Annotated in this window: 1 protein-coding gene and 1 pseudogene; both read right to left on the bottom strand. The window is 73.7% G+C overall.

Annotation, left to right across the window (positions count from 1 at the left end; genetic code table 11):
- Positions 1-126 precede the first annotated feature (126 nt).
- Positions 127-4,802, bottom strand: a pseudogene (locus H2Q94_RS30860) (type I polyketide synthase); the annotation flags it as partial.
- On the bottom strand, positions 4,709-18,865 hold the full coding sequence (locus H2Q94_RS07940; protein ID WP_397545441.1) for a type I polyketide synthase: 14,157 nt from the start codon (positions 18,863-18,865) through the stop codon (positions 4,709-4,711). The pseudogene H2Q94_RS30860 and the gene H2Q94_RS07940, both read right to left, overlap by 94 nt.
- Positions 18,866-19,111 lie beyond the last annotated feature (246 nt).

Here is a 19,111-nt window from a genome sequence, read left to right as displayed (position 1 = left end):
CACGGCGATCGGGTCGTCGTCGGCCGCGCGGACGGCCACGACGGGACCGGCCGCGGGCAGTGAGCCGAGCAGTTCCGCGAGCAGGAAGTCCCGCAGCGCCAACGGAGTCGGGTGGTCGTAGACCAGCGTCGAGGGCAGCGCCAGCCCGGTCGCGGCGGTGATCGCGTTGCGCAGTTCCACCGTGGTCAGCGAGTCGAACCCGAGGTCCTGGAACGCCCGGTCGGCGGCCACTTCGGTGGCGTCGGAATGCCCGAGCACCGCGGCGACCTGGCCGAGCAGCAGGTCCAGCACCACCTGCCCGCGTTCGGCGTCGGGCAGTTCCGCGAGCCGCGACCGCAGCCCCTGCTCGTCCGGTGCGGCGATCTCGGTCTGCGCGAGCGCGCGGACCTGCGGGATCTCGGAGATCAGCGCGCGCGCCGAGGTGAACGCGGCGGCGAACCGCTCCCAATCGATGTCGGCTACGGCGAGCGTCGTGTCGTCCTGCTCCAGCGACCGGCGCAGCGCGGTGATCGCCCGTTCCGGGTCCATCGGGTCGAACCCGCCTCGGCGCACCCGGCTCCGCACGGCGGCGTCGGCCATCCCGGCCTCGGCCCACGGTCCCCAGGCGATCGAGGTGGCCGCCCGGCCGGTGGCGCGGCGGGACTCGGCGAGCGCGTCGAGCGCGGTGTTGGCGGCCGCGTAGTTGCCCTGACCGGCGGCGCCGAAGGTGCCCGCGGTGGAGGAGAACAGCACGAACGCGTCGAGCTCCGCGTCGGCGGTGAGCTCGTCGAGGTGCCGTGCGGCGACGACCTTCGAGCGCCACACCGCGGTGAACCGGTCGGGGGTCAGCGCGTCGAGCACGCCGTCCTCGACGACTCCGGCGGTGTGGATCACGGTGCGCAGCGGGTGTTCGGCGGGGATCCCGTCGAGCACGGTGGCGAGCGCGCCCCGATCGGCGGCGTCGCAGGCCGCGATGGTGACCCGCGCGCCGTGTCCGGCGAGTTCCGCGCGCAGCTCCGCCGCGCCGGGCGCTTCCAGGCCGCGTCGGCTCAACAGCACCAGGTGCTCGGCACCGGCCCGCGCGAACAGCCGCGCGACCTGACCGCCGAGAGCACCGGTGCCGCCGGTGATGAGCACGGTTCCGTTGGTGGTGAACGGTTTCTCGTCCTCGGCGGCGATGGGCGCGGGCACCAGGCGGCGCGCGAACACTCCCGATCGGCGCAGGGCCACTTGGTCCTCGGTGCCGCCGAGGACGGTGGGGAGCCGGTCGAAGGCGTCGCCGTCGACGTCGATCAGGCCGCCCCAGCGGGCGGGCCGTTCCAGCGCGACGACGCGGCCGAAGCCCCACAGCGCGGCCTGCGCCGGGTCGGCGCCCGCCTCGGAACGGCCGACGGAGACCGCGCCGCTCGTGATGGTCCACAATGGAGCATCGATTTCGGCGTCCGCGAGCGCCTGCACGGCGGTCGCGGTCAGCAGCAGCCCGGCGGGCACGTCCGATTCGTGCGCTTCGGAGTCCCAGGCGAGCAGCGAGACCACTCCGGCGAATCCGGCCCCGCTTTCCGGGAATCCGGCATCGGCGGCCTCGGTGCGCAGCCGCCACGCCAGCTCGGCGCGGTCGGCGCGATGCACCTCGACCCGCACCGCGTCCGCGCCCAGCGCGGCCAGCACTCGGGCGGTGGGTTCGGCCTCGCAACCCTGCGGGGTCAACACCAGCCACGGCCCGGCGGGCGCGGAGTGCTCGGGGCGCACGGGGCGCCAGGCGGTGCGGTACCGCCAGGAATCGACGGTGGCGGACTCGTGGCGCTTGCGGCGCCACGCCGACAGCGCGGGCACCATCGCCTGCACGGTGTCGCCGTCCAGGTCCAGCGTGGAGCTCAGCGCGTCGGTGTCGGCGCGGTCCACGGCGGACCAGAACTCGGCGTCCACCGGGTCGGCCGCCACCTGCTCGGCGGCGGGTTCGGGCCAGAACCGCTTGTGCTGGAAGGCGTACGTCGGCAGGTCCACCCGCCGGGCGCCGGTGTCGGCGAAGTAGCCGTTCCAGTCGACCCGCAGCCCCGTGACGTGCAGACGAGCCAGCGCAGTGGTGATCGCCTCGGTGTCGTCGCGGTCCCGGCGCAGCGCGGGCTGCAGCACCGCGTCCTCGGTGACGGACTCGCGCGCCATGCCGGAGAGCACGCCGTCCGGCCCGAGTTCGAGGAACGTGCGCACGCCGGCCTCGGCCAGCCACCGGGCACCGTCGGCGAAGCGCACCGCGCCGCGCACGTGCGCGACCCAGTAGTCGGCGCTGCCGAGCTGCTCGGCGGTGGCGAGCTCACCGGTCAAAGTGGACACGATGGGGATGGCCGGGTAGTGGAAGGTGATGCCGTCGGCCACTCGGCGGAACTCGTCGAGCATCGGATCCATCAGCGGCGAGTGGAACGCGTGGCTCACCGTGAGCCGCTTCGCCTTGCGGCCCAACTGCTCGAAGTGCTCGGCGATCGCGGTCGCCTCGTCCGCATCGCCGGAGACGACCACGGACTCCGGCCCGTTGATCGCGGCGAGCGACACCCGCCCGGTCAGCAGCGGCGTGACCTCGTGCTCGGTGGCCTGCACCGAGATCATGGCGCCGCCTTCGGGCAACGCCTGCATCAGGCGGCCCCGGGCGGCCACGAGCGCGCACGCGTCGGGCAGCGACAACACCCCGGCGACGTGCGCGGCGGCGAGCTCCCCGATGGAGTGCCCGGCCAGGTAGTCCGGGCGCTGCCCCCACGATTCGACGAGCCGGAACAGCGCCACTTCCAGCGCGAACAACGCGGGCTGGGTGTAGGCGGTGGTGTCGAGCAGGGCGGCCTCGGCGGTGTCCGGTTCGGCGAACAGGACCTCGCGCAGCGGGGTGTCGAGCTCGGCGTCCAGGTGCGCCAGCACCGCGTCGAGCGCGTCGGCGAACACGGGGAACCGGGCGTAGAGCTCCCGGCCCATGCCGGGGCGCTGGCTGCCCTGACCGGTGAACAGGAACGCGGTGCGCAGGTCTCCGGACGCCTTGCCGCGCACCAGGTTCCCGGCGGGGTTGCCGTCGCGCAGCGCCGTCAGGCCGCGCCGCAGCTCCGCCGGGTCCTCGGCGATCACCGCCGCCCGGTGCTCGAACCGGCCGCGTCCGTCGGCGAGGGAGAACGCGAGATCGGGCAGCGCGAACTCGTTCTCGTCCACATGGGACAGCAGCCGTGCGGCCTGCGCACGCAGCGCGGACTCGCTGCGGCCGGACAGGACTGCGGGCACGATGCCCGCCTCCGGCGTGTGCGCCGGTTCCTCGACCGGCGGGGCCTGTTCGAGGATGGTGTGCGCGTTGGTGCCGCTGAGCCCGAACGAGGACACCGCGGCGCGGCGCGGCCGGTCCGACTCGGGCCACGGAACCTGCTCGCCCAGCAGCTCGATCGCGCCTGACGCCCAGTCCACGTGCGAGGACGGCTCGTCGACGTGCAGCGTTCGCGGGACGGTGCCGTGCCGCAGCGCCTGCACCATCTTGATCACGCTGGCCACGCCGGAGGCCATCTGGGTGTGGCCGATGTTGGACTTGATCGACCCCAGCAGCAGCGGATTCGCCCGCTCCTGCCCGTAGGTCGCCAGCAGCGCCTGCGCCTCGATCGGGTCGCCCAGCGCGGTACCGGTGCCGTGGCCCTCCAGCACGTCGACCTCGGCGGGCGCGACGCCCGCGTTGGCCAGCGCGGCGCGGATGACGCGCTGCTGCGACGGCCCGTTCGGCGCGGTCAGCCCGTTGGAAGCACCGTCCTGGTTGATCGCCGAACCGCGCACCACAGCCAGCACCGGATGCCCGTTGCGGCGGGCGTCGGACAAGCGTTCCACCAGCACCAAGCCGATTCCCTCGGCGAGGCTCATGCCGTCGGCGGCCTCGGAGTACGCCTTGCAGCGACCGTCGACGGCCATCGCGCGCTGGCGGCTGAAACCGATGAACGCGCTCGGCGTGGACATCACCGACACGCCACCGGCCAGCGCCAGCGAGCTCTCCCGTTGCGCAGCGACTGGCACGCCAGGTGCAGCGCCACCAGCGAGGACGAGCACGCCGTGTCCAACGTGACCGCCGGGCCTTCCAGCCCGAACAGGTAGCTCACCCGCCCGGACAGGACGCTGGAGAGCGCCCCGGTGATCATGTGGCCTTCGGACCCGTCGGCGGCGTGCGCGTTGTAGTCCTGGTAGCTCGCGCCGATGAACGCCCCGGTGAGGCTGCCCCGCAAGGTGGCCGGGTCGATGCCCGCCCGCTCGAAGGACTCCCACGCGGTCTCCAGCAGCAGCCGCTGCTGCGGGTCCATGGACAGGGCCTCGCGCGGGGAGATGCCGAAGAACTCCGCGTCGAAATCGGCCACGTCGTGCAGGAATCCGCCCTGCGTGGAGTAGGTCTTGCCCTGCCGGTCCGGGTCGGGGTCGTAGATCCCCTCGGCGTCCCAGCCGCGATCGGCGGGGAACCCGGAGATCACGTCCGCGCCCTGTGCCACCAGGTCCCACAGCTGCTCCGGCGAGCTCACCCCGCCCGGGTAGCGGCAGCTCATGCCGACGATCGCGATCGGCTCGTCGCCCACCGGCCGCACCGCCGTCGTCGCCGAGGTGCCGGTGGCACCGGCGATCTCGGCCCGCAGGAACTCCACCAGCGACAGCGGGTTCGGGTGGTCGAAGACCATCGTGGTCGGCAACGTGAGCCCGGTGGCGGCGGCGATCCGGTTGCGCAGGTCGACGGCGGTCACCGAGTCGAACCCGACGTCGCGGAACGCGCGTTGCTCCCCGAGCGCGTCGGAAGAGGTGTGCCCGAGCGCGGTCGCCGCCTCGGAACGCACCAGGTCCAGCAGCAGCCGGCTCTGCTCGGCGGCGGGCAGCGCACGGATTCGCGCGGCGAACTCGCCGCCCGCCACGGTGCCGGTCTGCTCGGCCTGCTGCCGCACGATGCCGCGGACCTCGGGGATCTCGCCGAACAATGCGGTGGGCCGGGCGGCGGCGAACACCGGGTAGTAGCGCTCCCAGTCCACGTCGGCCACCGCGAGCGCGGTGTCGTCGTGGTCCAGTGCGCCGCGCAGCCCGGCCAGCGCCAGCTCCGGCGACATGAACACGAGGCCGCTACGGCGGATCGCGTCGGGGTCGACGCGGCCGAGCTTCTGGTCGTCGGCCCAGATGCCCAGGAGATCGAGGTGGCGGGAAGGCCGCGCGCCCGGCGGTTCTCGGCCAGCGCGGCCAGGTAGGCGTTGCCCGCGACGTAGGCGGCGTGCTGCCCGCTGCCCCACATTCCGGCGGTGGAGGAGAACAGCACGAACGCGTCGAGCTCGGCGGGCAGCAGTTCGTCGAGGTGCTGCGCGCCGACGACCTTCGCCCGGATCACGTCGGCGAAGGACTCCGGAGTGACCTCGTTGATCGCTTGCAGGCCGATGAACGCCGCCGTGTGCAGCACGGTGCGCACGGTGCGGCCGTCGGATTCGAGCCGTGCCAACAGGTTCCGGACGGACCCGCGGTCGCCGAGGTCGCAGGGCAGCATCTCGGCGCGAGCGCCCAGTTCGGCGAGTTCGGCGAGCAGTTCGGCCGCGCCGGGCGCGTCGGCGCCGCGACGGCTGGTGAGCACCAGGTGCTCGGCGCCCTGCTTCGCCAGCCAACGCGCGAGGTGCGGGGCGAGGGTGCCGGTGCCGCCGGTGATCAGGGTGGTGCCGCGCGGGCTCCAGTCCTTCGCGGGCGCGCGGTCGCCCGCCGGGGCGCGCACGACGCGGCGGGCGAACACGCCGGAGGCGCGGATCGCGAGCTGGTCCTCGTCCGATCCCGCGAGCACGGACGCGAGCCGCTGACCGGCCCTGTCGTCGAGCTCGGCGGGCAGGTCGACGACGCCTCCCCAGCGCTGCGGATGCTCCAGCGCGGCCGTCCAGCCGAGGCCGTGCACCTGCGCCTGGATCGGGTTCACGACCTGCTCGGCGCGGGTGGTGGCGACGGCGCCGCGGGTCAGCGCCCACAGCGGGGCGTCGGTCCCGTCGAGCGCTTGGATCAGGCTCACGTTCAGCGCGAGGCCCAGCGCGAGTTCGGGGTGCGCGGTGCTGGGCCGTTCGGCCGGTGCCAGCAGCGACACCACGCCGGCCGGCTCGTCGTCGCCGGTGAGGCGCTCGGCCGCCGTGTCCCGGTCGAGGCAGGACTCGTCCAGTTCGACCCGGCGCACCGTCGCGCCGTGCGCGGTGAGCGCGTCGGTGACGCCCGAATCGTCCACGCCCTCGGTGGTGACCACGAGCCAGGTCCCGGCGAGCGCGGCGTTTCCGCTGCCGCTCAACGGTTTCCAGCTGACCCGATACCGCCACGAGTCCACTGTGGAGGATTCGGTGCGGCTGCGGCGCCAGGACGACAGCGCGGGCAGCACCGCCGCCAGGGAGTCCTCGTCCACGTCGAGCCGGTCGGTCAGCGAACCGAGGTCCTGCTGCTCGACGGCGTCCCAGAACTCGGCCTCCGCCGCATCGGCCGCGGTCGCGGCGAGCCGCGGGGCAGTGGGCAGCGCCCACAGGTGCTCGTGCTGGAAGGCGTAGGTCGGCAGGTCCACCCGCCGCGCCCCGGTGTCGTCGAGCACCGGCGCCCAGTCCACGGCGACGCCGTGGGCGAACAGTTCACCGGCGGAGAGCAGGAACCGGTCCAGGCCGCCCTGGTCTCGGCGCAGCGTGGCGCCGGTGACGGCGGGAATCCCCGCCTGCTCCACGGTTTCCTGCACGCTGAAGCTCAGCACCGGGTGCGAGCTGACCTCGACGAACACGCCGTGCTGCTGCTCGGCGAGGGCGCGCACGGCCGGTTCGAAACCGACGGTGCGGCGCAGGTTGCGGTACCAGTACGCGGCGTCCATGCCGGTGGTGTCGAGCCAGTCCCCGGTGACGGTGGAGAAGAACGGCACCACCGAGCCGACGGGGCGCACCGGTGCGAGCGCGTCGAGCAGTTCCGCTTCGAGCGCTTCGACGTGCGCGGAGTGCGAGGCGTAGTCCACGGCGACCCGCCGGGCTCGGACCTCCTCGGCGGTGAGCCGCTCGTGCAGCGCGTCCAGGGCGGCGGGATCACCGGAGACGACGACCGAACCGGGGCCGTTGATCGCGGCGATCGACACGCCCTCACCGATCCGGTCCTGCACTTCGGCGGCGGGCAGCGCGATCGAGAGCATGCCGCCCGCTCCGGCGAGGCTGCGGGCGATGTTCTGGCTGCGCAGCGCCACGACCCGCGCAGCGTCCGGCAACGACAGCGCGCCGGAGACGCAGGCGGCGGCGATCTCCCCCTGGGAGTGCCCGACGACGGCGTCGGGGCGCACGCCGTGGTGCTCCCACAGCGCGGCCAGCGACACCATCACGGCGAACGAGGCGGGTTGCACCACGTCGACGCGTTCCAGCGAGGGCGCACCTTCGGTTTCGCGCAGCACGTCGAGCAGCGACCAGTCGACGAACGGCTCCAGCGCGGCGGCGCACTCGGCGAGCCGCGCGGCGAAAACCGGGGACTCGTCGAGCAGCCGCGCGCCCATGCCGGCCCACTGCGATCCCTGACCGGGGAACACGAACACCGTCTTGCCGCCTGCCGTGGCCGTGCCCTGCGCGACTCCGGCGGTGGGGCGACCTTCGGCGAACTCGGCGAGTCCGTCGCGCAGCTCGGTGCCGTCACCGACGAACACCGCGCGGTGCTCGAACAACGCGCGGGAGGTGAGCAGCGAATGCGCCACGTCCACAGCGCGCAGTCCGTCCACTTCGGACGCAAGACGGGCCGCCTGAGCGCGCAGTGCGGGCGCGGTGCGCGCGGACAGCACCCACGGCACCGGCCCGGCGGGCACCGGCTCGATCACCGGCTCGATCACCGGCTGCTCGATCTCCGGCGCGGGCGCCTGTTCCAGCACGGTGTGCACGTTGGTGCCGCTGATGCCGAACGAGGACACGCCCGCCCGGCGCGGCCCGCCGGTGCTCGGCCACGCGGTGTTCTCGTGCAGCAGCGACACGGTGCCCGGCGACCAGTCGATGTGCGAGGACGGCCGCTCGGCATGCAGCGTGCGCGGCAGCACGCCGTGCCGCATCGCCAGCACCATCTTGATCACGCTGACCACGCCGGAAGCGGACTGGGTGTGGCCCAGGTTGGACTTCACCGAGCCCAGCAGCAGCGGGGCGGCCGGGTCGCGGTCGCGGCCGTAGGTGTTCTGCAACGCTTGCGCCTCGATCGGGTCGCCGAGCGAGGTACCGGTGCCGTGCGCCTCCACCACCTGAACGTCCGATGTGGACAGATCGGCGTTGGCGAGCGCCTGCTGGATGACGCGTTGCTGCGAGGGGCCGTTCGGCGCGCTCAGCCCGTTGGAGGCGCCGTCCTGGTTCACCGCGCTGCCGCGCACCACCGCGAGCACCTCGTGCCCGTTGCGCCGCGCGTCGGAGAGCCGTTCCACCAGCAGCAGGCCCACGCCCTCGGACAGCGTCATGCCATCGGCCGCGTCGGAGAACGCCTTGCAGCGCCCGTCCTGGGCCAGCGCCCGCTGGCTGCTGAACGCGATGAACGCCGCCGGATCCGCCATCACCGTCGCACCGCCGGCGAGCGCGAGGTCGCTCTCGCCGTTGCGCAGCGACTGGCACGCCAGGTGCAGCGCCACCAGCGAGGACGAGCACGCGGTGTCCACGGTGACCGCGGGACCTTCCAGCCCGAACAGGTAGGACAGCCGACCGGAGAGCACGCTCGGGCTGGTCCCGGTGACCATGTGCCCTTCGGAGCCCTCGGCGGAGCCGCTGCCGTAGTCCTGGAAGCTCGACCCGATGTAAGTACCGGTCCGGCTGCCGTGCAGCGTGCCGGGGTCGATGCCCGCGCGCTCGAAGGACTCCCAGGCCGTTTCCAGCAGCAACCGTTGCTGCGGATCCATGGACAGCGCCTCGCGCGGGGAGATCCCGAAGAACGCCGGATCGAATTCGCCCGCGTCGTGCAGGAATCCGCCCTGCGTGGAGTAGGTCGTTCCGGGCCGGTCGGGGTCCGGGTCGTAGAGCCGGTCGGCGTCCCAGCCGCGATCCACGGGGAACTCCGAGATCGCGTCGACGCCGTCGGCGATCAGCTCCCAGAAGCGTTCCGGAGTGTCCGCGCCACCGGGGAATCGGCAGGCCATGCCGACGATGGCGATGGCCTCCCCGCTGTCGGCGGCGGCCGCCGAGACCTGCGCGGCGCCGCCCGCACTGCCGAGCAGTTCGGTGCGCAGGTACGCGGCGAGCGCCTGCGCGCTGGGGTAGTCGAAGGCCATCGTGCTGGGCAGCGCGAGACCGGTGGCGCCCGCGATGCGCTTGCGCAGTTCGACGGCGGTGAGCGAGTCGAAGCCGATGTCGCGGAACGCGCGGCGCTCCGGCACCGCCTCCGCACCGGAGTGCCCGAGCACGACGGCGGCCTCCCCGCGCACCAGCTCCAGCAGCAGCCGCAGCTGCTCGTCCTCGTCGAGGCCGCGCAACCGGGCGGCGAACTCGCCGCCCCCTTCGGTGGCGGGCTGTTCCAGGGCGCGCACCTCGGCCAGTTCGGACAGCAGTGCGCTGGGCCGGGCCACGGTGAAGATCGGGTGGTAGCGCGCCCAGTCCACGTCGGCGACGGTCGTCACCACGTCGTGGTGGGTGATGGCGCGGCGCAGCTCGGCGAGCGCGGAGCCGGGCTCCAGCATGCCGAGTCCGGTCCGGCGCAGGGTTTCCGACATGGCCTCGTCGGTGGCCATGCCCGCCTCGGCCCACGGCCCCCAGGCGAGCGCGGTGGCGGTGCGGCCGCGCGCCCTGCGGTGCTCGGCCAGCGCGTCGAGTTGCGCGTTCGCCGCCGCGTAGGCGCTCTGCCCGCCGCTGCCCCAGATCCCGGCGATCGAGGTCAGCAGCACGAAGAAGTCGAGGTCGCGGTCACCGAGCAGCGCGTCGAGATTCGCCGCACCGGCGACCTTCGCGGACACGACGTTCGCGAACTCGTCGAGCCCGGTGGTGTCCAGGGGGTTGGCCTGCCCGATGCCCGCCGCGTGCACCACGCCGGTCAGCGGCTGCTCGTCGGGGATGTCGGCGAGCAGTGCGGCGAGGGAGTCGCGGTCGGCGACGTCGCAGGCGGCCAGGTGCACTTCGGCGCCCAGTTCGCGGAGCCCGTCGGCGAGTTCGGCGGCTCCTGGCGCGTCCGGGCCGCGGCGGCTGGTGAGCACCAGCCGGTCCGCCCCGGCTTCCGCCAGCGAGCGGGCGATCTCGGCGCCGAGGGCGCCGGTGCCGCCGGTGATGAGCACCGTCCCGGACGGCGCGAACTCGCCCGCGGGCTCCGCGATCGGGTGGTGCAGCAACCTGCGCCCGAAGACCCCGGAGGCGCGCACGGCCACCTGGTCCTCATCGCCGATTCCGGCGAAAGCGCAGGCCAACCGGGTGGCGGCTTGCCGATCCAGCGCCTCGGGCAGGTCGGCGAGCCCGCCCCAGCGCCGGGAGTGCTCCAGCGCGACCACGCGGCCGAGTCCCCAGGTGGCGGCCTGCGCCGGGTGTGCGACCGGATCGTCCGCACCGGTGGACACCGCACCCCTGGTGATCATCCACAGTGGAGCGTCGAGGCCGAGATCACCCAGTGCCCGCACCACAGCGGCGTTCAGCGCGAGACCGGTGGTGAGCGCACCGCTGGGCCGCTCGTCGGCGGCCAGCAGCGACACCACACCGGCGATGCCCTCCGCCGCGCCGAGCCGCGCCGCCAGCACCTCCCGATCCGCGCAGTCGGCGTCGAGCACCAGTTCACGAACCTGCGCGCCGTGCGCCCGCACCGCTTCCGCCACGTCGTCGGACGCCGTCTCGGTGGTGCTCACCAGCAGCCAGGTGCCGCTCAGCACGGCGGGCGCGGGCGTGCTCAGCGGACGCCAGTCCACCCGGTAACGCCACGAATCCAGCAGCGCCTTCTCGTGCCTGCCCTGGCGCCACGAGGCCAGTGCCGGCAGCAACGCGTACAGCGAGGCGTGCTGGGAGTCCTCCAGGCCCAGCAGCTCGACGAGCTCGTCGGCGGCGCCGCGATCCACCGCCGCCCACAGCCGCTCGTCCGCCGGGTCGCCGACGGGCGCGACGACGGTGGTCTCCGGCCAATACCGCTCGCGTTGGAAGGCGTAGGTGGGCAGGTCCACGCGCCGCGCGTCCGGGTACACCGCGGCCCAGTCCACCGGCACGCCGCGCACGTGCAGCCTCGCCAGCGCCGTCGTCACGGAAAGTTCCTCGGCGCGGTCGGCGCGCAGCGCGGGCACCGGCTCGGCCTCGTCGCCGAGGACGTCCTGCGCCATCGCGCTGAGCACCCCGTCCGGGCCGAGCTCCAGGAAGGTGCGGGCGCCCGCGTCGGCCATGGCGCGCACGCCGTCGGCGAACCGGACGGTGGCGCGGACGTGCCCGACCCAGTACTCGGGCGTGCGCACCTCGTCACCGGCGAACGCGCCGGTCACGTTCGACACCAGCGGGATCGCCGGGGCGTGGTAGGTGAGCCCGGCCGCGACCTCGCGGAACTCGGCGAGCATCGGTTCCATCAGCGGGGAGTGGAACGCGTGGCTCACGGTGAGTCGCTTGGTCTTGCGATCCGCGAAGCGGTCCGCGAGCGCGGCGACCTCGTCCTCGGCACCGGAGAGCACGAGCGCGTTCGGCCCGTTCACCGCCGCGATCGACACCCGCTCGGTCAGCAGCGGCGCGACCTCGTCCTCGGTGGCCCGCACGGCGATCATGGCGCCACCGGCGGGCAACGCCCGCATCAGCCGGGCGCGCGCGGACACCAGCGCGCACGCGTCGGGCAGCGACAGCACACCCGCGACGTGCGCGGCGACGAGCTCACCGATGGAGTGCCCGGCGAGCTGCGCGGGCACCGCGCCGTGCGACTCGACGAGCCGGTACAGCGCCACTTCCAGCGCGAACAGCGCGGGCTGCGCGTAGCCGGTGTCGTCCAGCAGGGCGGCTTCGGCAGTGTCGGGCGCCGCGAACAGCACGTCCCGCACCGGGCGGTCGAAATCCGCGTCGAAGTGCGCGAGCACCGCGTCCAGCGCGGTCGCGAACACGGGATACCGGGCGTAGAGCTCGGCTCCCATTCCGGGGCGCTGGCTGCCCTGGCCGGTGAACAACACCGCGGGCTTGCCCGCTTCGCCGGTCTCCCCCGACACCACGGCGGGATCGGGCCGGTCGGCCGCCAGCGACCGCAGCGCGGACAGCAGGCTCGCCCGGTCCGAGCCGAGCACGGCGGCGCGCTGCTCGAATCCGGTGCGGGTCGTGGCCAGGGAGAACCCGACGTCGCGCGGGTCGCGTTCGGGGTCGGCCTCCAGCGCGGACACCAGGCGCGCGGCCTGCGAACGCAGGGCGGCGCGCGTCTTCGCGGCCAGCGGCCAGGCCACCACGGACTCCGGCCGGGCCGGACGCTCGGGCGACTCGACGGGTTCCGGCTGTTCCAGGATCAGGTGCGCGTTGGTGCCGCTGATGCCGAACGACGACACCCCGGCGCGACGCGGGTGATCGGACTCCGGCCAGGAGGTCTCGGCGGTCAGCAGTTCGACCGCGCCCGAGTCCCAGTCCACGTGCCCGGACGGTGTGTCGGCGTGCAGGGTGCGGGGCAGCACGCCGTGCCGCATCGCCTGCACCATTTTGATCACACCGGCGACGCCCGCGGCGGCCTGGGTGTGGCCGATGTTGGACTTGATCGCGCCCAGCAGCAGCGGATTCTCCCGCTCCTGCCCGTAAGTGGCGACCAGCGCCTGCGCCTCGATCGGGTCGCCCAGCGAGGTGCCGGTGCCGTGCGCCTCCACGACATCGACGTCCGAAGTGGACAGATCGGCGGCGGCGAGCGCCTGCCGGATCACGCGCTGCTGCGAAGGACCGTTCGGCGCGGTCAGGCCGTTCGACGCGCCGTCCTGGTTCACCGCGCTGCCGCGCACCACCGCCAGCACCTCGTGCCCGTTGCGCCGAGCGTCCGAAAGCCGCTCCAGCACCAGCATTCCGACGCCCTCGGCCCAGCCGACTCCGTCGGCGTCGTCGGAGAACGCCTTGCAGCGCCCCTCCGTCGACAACCCCCGCTGCCGGGAGAACTCGATCAACGAGGCGGGCGTCGACATCACGGTGACGCCACCGGCGAGCGCCAACGAGCACTCCCCGGCCCGCAGCGCCTGCATCGCCCAGTGCATCGCCACCAGCGAGGACGAGCACGCGGTGTCGACGGTGACGGCGGGGCCTTCCAGGCCCAGCGTGTACGACACCCGGCCGGACGCGATGCTCGGCGAGGTGCCGCTGCCCTGGTGGCCTTCGAAGTCGCCGCCCGCGAGCACGGCGCTGTAGTCGTTGTACATCACCCCGGCGAACACGCCGGTCCGGCTGCCGCGCAACGAACTCGGGTCGATCCCGGCGCGCTCGACGGCCTCCCAGGAGGACTCCAGCAGCAGGCGCTGCTGCGGGTCGGTGGACAGCGCCTCGCGGGGGCTCATGCCGAAGAACGACGGGTCGAATTCGGCCGCGTCGTGCAGGAATCCGCCGGAGCGGGTGTAGGAGGTGCCGGGCCGGTCCGGGTCGGCGTCGTAGAGCGCGTCGAGGTCCCAGCCCCGGTTCACCGGGAACCCGGTGATCGCGTCGGCGCCCTCGGACACCAGTCGCCACAAGTCCTCCGGCGAGGCCACTCCGCCGGGATAGCGGCAGGCCATGCCGACGATCACGATCGGATCGCCGGACACCGCAGCACCGGCGGTGTCGTCGGATTCGGACTCGGAACCGAGCAGTTCGTCCCGCACGTGCGCGGCGAGCGCCCGCGCCGTCGGGTAGTCGAACACGACGGTCGCCGAGGTGCGCAGGCCGGTGGCGGTGGCCAGCCGGTTGCGCAGCTCCACCGCGGTCAGCGAGTCGAACCCGAGGTCCTGGAACGCGCGCTCCGGGTCGATGTCGGCCGCACCGCCGTGCCCGAGCACCGCGGCGACCTGGCTGCGCACCAGTTCCAGCACGGCTTCGGCGCGTTCCGCCGCGCCCAGCCCGGTGAGCCGCTGCACCAGGCTCGCCGCCTTGCCCGAGGCGGTGCGCGCCGAACGCCGCGCCGGGGTGCGGATGAGGCCGCGCAGGAACGCCGGGACGGCGCCGCGCGAGCGCAGCACCGGCAGGTCGAGCCGGACCGGCAGCAGCACCGCCTCGCCGGTGCTCAGGGCCGCGTCGAACAACGCGATGCCCTGCTCCGGGTCCAGCGGCGGGGTCCCCGCGGTGGCGAGCCGGCGCAGGTCGGTTTCGCTGAGCGCGCCCGTCATGCCGCCGGTGGACGCCCACGGCCCCCAGGCCAGCGACACCGCCGGAAGCCCCTGCGCACGCCGGTGTGCGGCCAGCGCGTCGAGGAACGCGTTCGCCGCCGAGTAGTTCGCCTGCCCGGCGGCTCCGACCGCGCCGGCCAGCGAGGAGAACGTGATGAACGCGGCGAGGTCGTGCTCGCGGGTCAGTTCGTGCAGGTGCCACGCGGCGTCGACCTTCGGCCGCAGCACCGCGTCGAGCCGCTGCGGCGTCAACGATCCGAGCACGCCGTCGTCGAGCACTCCGGCCGTGTGGATCACGGCGGTCAGCGGGTGCTCGGTGGGAACGTCGGCCAGCAGCTCGGCGAGGGAGTCGCGATCGGCGGCGTCGCAGGCCGCCACGCGCACGTCGGCGCCGTGTTCGGCGAGCTCGGTCACCAGCGCGTCGATGCCGTCGGAGGCCGGGCCGCGACGGCTGCTCAGCACCAGGTGCCGCACGCCGTGCTCGGCGACGAGATGCCGGGCGAACAGGGCGCCGAGACCGCTGGTGCCACCGGTGATGAGCACGGTGCCCGCCGGATCCCATTGCGGTGCAACGGTTTCCCGAGCCGTAGCGCGACCGACGCGCGCGACGAGCACTCGTCCGTCCTGAATGGACAACTGCGGTTCATCGGCGAGTCCGAGCGCCTGCTCCAGCAGTGCGCCCGAGTCGGCGTCACCGAGGTCGATCAGCCCGAACCGGCCCGGCGTCTCGGCCTGCGCCGTGCGGATCAGGCCCCACACCGCCGCGGCGGCCAGGTCGGTTCCGGCGCGGGCTCCTCGCGTCACGAAGACCATGCGCGCCTCGGCGAGCCGGTCGTGTTCGAGCCAGGACCGGGCGAGTTCCAGCGCCCGCGCGGCCACCTCGTGCACCGCTTCCGGCGTGGGCGTTCCCGCCCGGCCGACGGGCACCACCACGACCTCGGCGCCGTCCGGCACCGAAACGAGATCCCTCGCCGCAGCCGCACCGCCGAGCAGTCCGTCGGCCGTCCCGATCAGCTCCAGCACCGCGATCGAATCCGGCACCGCCGCGCGCGTCGACACGGGGTTCCAGTCCAGCCGGAACAACGCGTCCCGCTCCGGGGCGTCCAGGCGCTGCTCGGCGACCGGCCGCAGCACCAGCGAGTCCACCGAGGCGACCGGCGCCCCGGACGGATCCGCGACCACCAGCGACACCGCGTCGTCCCCGGCGCGGCTCAGCCGCACCCGCACGGTGGACGCACCGGTGGCGTGCAACGTCACGCCCTCCCAGGAGAACGGCAGCCCGCCCCGGTTGTGCTCGCCGAGCCCGGTGAACGCGGCGGCGTGCAGCGTCGCGTCGAGCAGCGCCGGGTGCACGCCGAACGCGCCCGCGTCGGCCCGCGCCGACTCCGGCAGCGCCACCTCGGCGAACACCTCGTCACCGCGCCGCCAGGCCGCCCGCAGGCCCTGGAACACCGGGCCGTAGCCGAAACCGTCGGCGGCGAGCCGTTCGTAGTGCCCGTCCAGCTCCACCCGCTGCGCACCGGCGGGCGGCCACTCCGGGCCGAAGTCCGCGGGTTCCTCCTGCTCGGCGGCGGTGAGCACCCCGGTGGCGTGCCGCGTCCACGGCTGCTCGTCGGCACCGTCGGGACGGGAGTACAGGCTCAGCTCGCGGCGCCCCGTCTCGTCGGGGCCGCCGAGCCACACCTGCACCTGGACCGCGCCGTGCTCGGGCAGCACGAGCGGCGCGGCCAGCGTGAGCTCGTCCACGCGGTCGCAGCCCGTCTCGTCCCCGGCGCGCAACGCGAGTTCGACGAAAGCGGTGCCGGGCAACAGGATCGTGCCGCCGACGGCGTGTTCGGCCAGCCACGGGTGCGAACGCACCGAGAGCCTGCCGGTGAGCAGCACGCCGTCCGAGTTCGCCAGCGCCACCGCCGCCGCCAGCAGCGGGTGGTGCGCCGCGCCGAGCCCGGCGGAGCGGACGTCGCCGTCGGCGCGCGGTCCCTTCGGCCAGAACCGGCGCCGCTGGAAGGCGTAGGTGGGCAGCTGCACCCGCCGCGCCCCGGTGGCGGCGAAGAACTCCGGCCAATCCGGTGCGGTGCCGTGCACGTACAGCTCGGCGAGCGCCCGGGTGACCGCCGCGACCTCCGGCCGGTTCCCGCGCAGCAACGGGCTGATCACGGCGTCCGGCCGGGCGTTGAGGTTGCCGGGGACCATGGCGCTGAGCACCCCGTCCGGTCCCAGCTCCAGGAACGAGCCCACGCCGTGTTCGCCGAGCCTGCGCACGGCGTCGCCGAACCGCACGGGACGGCGCACGTGCTCCACCCAGTGCTCGGCGGAGGTCAGCTCCTGCACGGTGGCGGGTTCGCCGGTCACCGTGGACACGATGGGCAGCAGCGGTTCCCGCGGTGCCAGTGCGGCCACCACGGCGCGGAACTCGTCGAGCATCGGATCCATCAGCGGCGAGTGGAAGGCGTGGCTCACCGTGAGCCGCTTCGCCTTGCGGCCCAGCTGCTCGAAGTGCTCGCCGATCGCCGTCGCCTCGTGGTCGGCACCGGAGATCACGACGGACTCCGGTCCGTTGATCGCCGCCAGCGACACCCGCTCGGTCAGCAGCGGCGCGACCTCGGACTCGGTGGCCTGCAAGGAGATCATCGCGCCGCCGCGCGGCAACGCCTGCATCAGGCGGCCCCGCGCGCACACCAGCGCGCACGCGTCGGCGAGCGAGAACACCCCGGCCACGTGCGCGGCGGTGATCTCACCGATGGAGTGGCCCGCCAAGTGATCGGGTCGCAGTCCCCAGGATTCGGTGAGGCGGAACAGCGCGACCTCGATCGCGAACAGCGCGGGCTGCGCGTAGCCGGTCTCGTCCAGCAGTGCGGCCTCGGCGGTGTCCGGTTCGGCGAACAGCACCTCCCGCAGCGGGCGGTCCAGGTGAACGTCGAGCTCGGCGAGCACCGCGTCCAGGGCCTCGGCGAACACCGGGAAGCGGGCGTGCAGCTCCTGCCCCATGCCGAGGCGTTGCGCGCCCTGGCCGGTGAACAGGAACGCCAGCTTGCCCGCCGACCGGGCCGAACCACGGACGACTCCGGCCGGTTCGGCGTCCTCGGTCAGCGCGCGCAGCCCCGCGCGCAGCTCGTCGCGATCAGCGGCGGTGACGATCGCCCGATGCTCCAGGCCGGAACGGGTGGCCGCCGACAGCGCCACGTCCAGCGGCTCATGCTCAGCGGAGTCCAGTGAGGACAGCAGTCGTGCGGCCTGTTCCCGCAGTGCTTCGCCGGTTCTGGCCGACAACGCGATCGGCACGGCACCGGCGGGCACCACCGGCTCCGCCGCCGGTTCCTGCTCGGGAGCCTGCTCGATGATCGTGTGCGCGTTGGTGCCGCTGATACCGAACGAGGAGATGCCGGCGCGGCGCGGCCGCTGCGCCTCCGGCCACGGCGTGTGCTCGGTGAGCAGCCGCACCGACCCGGAATTCCAGTCCACGTGCGAGGACGGCTCGTCCACGTGCAGCGTCTTCGGCAGCAGCCCGTGCCGCATCGCCAGCACCATCTTGATGACGCCCGCGACACCGGCGGCGGCCTGCGTGTGGCTGATGTTGGACTTCACCGAACCCAGCCACAACGGCTGCTCGCGGTCCTTGCCGTAGGTGGCCAGCAGCGCCTGCGCCTCGACCGGATCGCCGAGCACGGTACCGGTGCCGTGCGCCTCGACCACGTCCACTTCGGACGGTGCGAGGCGTGCGTTCACCAGCGCCTGCTGAATCACGCGCTGCTGCGAAGGACCGTTCGGCGCGGTCAGGCCGTTCGACGCGCCGTCCTGGTTCACCGCGCTGCCGCGCACCACCGCCAGCACCTCGTGCCCGTTGCGCCGGGCGTCGGACAGGCGTTCCAGCACCAGCACGCCGGCGCCTTCGGCCCAACCGGTGCCCGCGGCCGACTCGGCGAAGGAGCGGCAACGTCCGTCCGTCGAAAGCCCGCCCTGGCGGGAGAATTCCAGGAACGTCGCCGGGCTGGACATGACGGTGACCCCGCCCGCCAACGCCAGCGAGCACTCCCCGGAACGCAGCGAATGCGCGGCCAAGTGCAGCGCCACCAACGAGGACGAGCAGGCCGTGTCGACGGTGACGGCCGGGCCGACGGCGCCGAAGGTGTAGGAGATCCGGCCGGACAGGACGCTGCCGCTGTTGCCGGTGAGCTGGAAGCCCTCGACATCGTCGGCCGGGCCGACGCGGTAGTCCTGCGCCATGGCGCCCATGAACACGCCGGTGCGACTGCCCCGGACCGAAGCCGGGTCGACGCCCGCGCGCTCGAATGCCTCCCAGGTGGCCTCCAGCAGCACTCGCTGCTGCGGGTCCATCGCCAGCGCCTCGCGCGGGGAGATGCCGAAGAAGTCCGCGTCGAATTCGCCCGCGTCGTGCAGGAATCCGCCGGACCGGGTGGAGGTGTCCAGCTCGTCGAGCTCCCAGCCGCGGTCGGCCGGGAAACCGGAGATGCCGTCGCGTCCCTCGGCGACCATCCGCCACAGGTCCTCCGGACCGGCGACGCCACCGGGATAGCGACAGCTCATGCCGACGATGGCGATGGGTTCGCGGGCCGCGTCCTCCAGCTCCTGCACCCGAGCGCGGGACCGCTTCAGGTCGGCGCTCGCGCGCTTAAGGTAGTCCCGGAGCTTCTGTTCGTTGTCCATCTCCACCCCATCTCAGGCGGCCGCATCCACGAGACGCGCTCCGGTGACCGAGCACGCGCGAAGTTCCGCCCAGCACGACATGCGCCCAGTTTCACCACTGCACGGCAGGAAAATCCTTAGTCCGCCCGGAATGACCTGCGTCGGTGTCCGGGATGGCGGAAGCTCAGCGGCTTCCTCGCTGCAAGATCGATTTCGCGAGCGGCCCCGCGCCACGGGCGAAATCGCCGTCATCGCGAGGAAGCCGCTGAGAAC

It is taken from the genome of Saccharopolyspora gloriosae (assembly GCF_022828475.1).
GTDB classification, from domain to species: domain Bacteria; phylum Actinomycetota; class Actinomycetes; order Mycobacteriales; family Pseudonocardiaceae; genus Saccharopolyspora_C; species Saccharopolyspora_C gloriosae_A.
This window is presented reverse-complemented; position numbering and strand designations above follow the sequence as displayed.